The organism is Kitasatospora sp. NPDC059673, from assembly GCF_042734215.1.
GTDB lineage: Bacteria > Actinomycetota > Actinomycetes > Streptomycetales > Streptomycetaceae > Kitasatospora.
The window spans coordinates 1-2,381 of record NZ_JBHWEN010000062.1 but is presented as its reverse complement, the minus strand read 5'-3'; the positions used below and the strand labels follow the sequence as shown (position 1 = coordinate 2,381).

At 73.9% G+C, this 2,381-nt stretch carries 1 protein-coding gene; it reads right to left on the bottom strand.

The annotated features are described in order from the left end of the window. Positions 1-2,348: acyltransferase domain-containing protein (locus ACFV18_RS32830; protein ID WP_380488972.1), on the bottom strand; the 2,348-nt coding region annotated here is incomplete at its 3' end. Between the last annotated feature and the right edge of the window lie 33 nt (positions 2,349-2,381).

Genomic DNA, 2,381 nt, shown 5'->3' with positions numbered 1-2,381 from the left:
TCACCCACACCACGACGCGACACCAACAACAACCGCCGCACCCCATGACCCACCACCAAACGGCGCGCCACCACACCACCCAACGCACCACCCGCCCCCGTCACCAACACCGTCCCCCCACCGAACGACAACCCGGCCCCGGACGACGAACCACCACCCGATGAGCCACCACCCGCCACCGCCGGCACCCGCACCAACCGCGGCACCACCACACCCCCAGCACCCACCGCCACCTGCGCCTCACCCGACGCCAACACCCCCGGCAACCACCCACTCACCCCACCCGCACCAACCCCCACATCCACCAACACCAACCGCCCCGGATGCTCCGACTGCACACTCCGCACCAACCCCCACACACCCGCACCACCCAAACCACCCACACCCGAACCACCCCACGGCCCCACCGCACCCGCCGTCACCACCACCAACCGCACACCCGCCAACCGCTCCACCGCCAACCACCCCTGCACCAAACCCAACACACCCTCCACCACACCCCGCGCACCCACCGCCACACCCAACCCCTCATCCACCAACCCCACCTGACACACCACCACCTCGGGAAGCGGGGCGGTGCGGTCCTCCGCGAGGAGGGCGGCAAGGTCCGGCAGCTGTTCGGAGGCGCCGGCGGACAGGCCGAGCGGGTCGGGGCCGAGCAGGGCCCAGCTGACGGGGGTGGTGTCGAGGCCGGTGAGCGGTTGCCAGTCGATCCGGTGCAGCGGCAGGGCGCGCCCGCGGAGCTGTTCCTGGTCCTGGGCGAGCTCACGGAGCGCCAGGGATTCGACGGTGGCGACCGGCGCACCGGTCGGGTCGGCGAGCTCGATCGAGGCGGTGCCGTCGGCGCGCCTGGCCAGCCGGACCCGCAGCTCGGTGGCGCCGACGGCGTGCACCTGGACGCCGGTCCAGGCGAACGGCAGCGCGCCGGGCCGGGGTTCGTCCAACTCGCCCATGGCGAGCGGGTGCAGGGCGGCGTCCAGCAACGCCGGGTGGATCGCGAAGCGCTGGGTGTCGCGCTGCTCCGCGGGCTGCAGGGCGACCTCGGCGTACAGCTCGTCGCCCTGTCGCCACAGTCCGCGCAGGCACTGGAAGGGGGCGCCGTACTCGTAGCCGAGTTCCGCCAGCCGCCCGTACGCGTCGGAGAGGTCGATCCGGGTCGCCCCGGGCGGCGGCCAGGCGCCGGTCAGTGGGCCGGCGGGTCGCGGTGCGCCGTCGGCGCGGCTGACGGCACCGGTGGCGTGGACGGTCCACTCCTCGTCGGCGGCGTCGGTGTCGGGCCGGGCGTAGACGGTGACCGCCCGGCGGCCGGACTCGTCGGCCTCCGCGATCGCCACCTGGACGGCGACGGCGCCGCTCTCGGGGAGCACCAGCGGGGCGATCAGGGTGAGGTCGTCGACCCGGTCGGCGTCCACGGCCTCGGCGGCCCGGTTGAGCATCTCCAGGAACCCGGTGCCGGGCAGCAGCGCGGTACCGGACAGCGCGTGGCCGGACAGCCACGGGTGGCCGGAGAGCGAGAGCCGGCCGGTGAGCAGGACGCCGCTGCCGTCGCCGAGTTCGACGACCGCTCCGAGCAGCGGGTGACCGGCCGTGTGCAGACCCGCGGAGCTGACGTCGGCCTGGTCGGCGACCTGGTCCAGCCAGTACCGCTCCCGCTGGAAGGGGTAGGTGGGCAGCTCGGCGGCGGGCCCGGCACCGGCCGGGATCGCGTCGCTCCAGTCCACCGGCAGACCGTTCACGAAACCCTCGGCGAGCGAGCGGCGGAACCGGTCGAGCCCACCCTCCTGCCGTCGCAAGGTGGAGAGCGTCCGCGCGGCGGCCCCGGCCGGGCCGAGGTCGGCGAGGGTCTCCTCGATGCCGACGGTGAGCACCGGGTGCGGGCTGGCCTCCACGAACCAGCGGAACCCGGCCTCGGCCAGTGCCCGCGTCGCCTCCTCCAGGCGCACCGTGTTCCTCAGGTTGGTGTACCAGTACTCGGCGTCCAGTTCCGCGCCGTCCTTGAACGTGCAGTCGACCGTCGAGAAGAACGGCACCTCGGCGGTCCTCGGCCGGACCGGTGCCAGCACGTCGAGCAGTTCCGCGCGGAGCCCCTCCACGTGCGCGGAGTGCGAGGCGTAGTCGACCGGGATCCGGCGGGCCCGCACGCCGTCGGCCTCCAGCTCGCCGAGCAGTGCGTCCAGCGCGGTCACCTCGCCCGACACCACCACGGAGCGGGGTCCGTTCACCGCTGCCACCGAGATCCGTCCGGCGTGCCGGTCCAGCCGCTGCTCGACCTCGGCGGCGGGAAGAGCCACCGAAACCATGCCACCGGTGCCCGCCAACCGCAGCAACGCCTTGCTGCGCAACGCCACCACCCGCGCCGCATCCCGCAACGACAACGCACC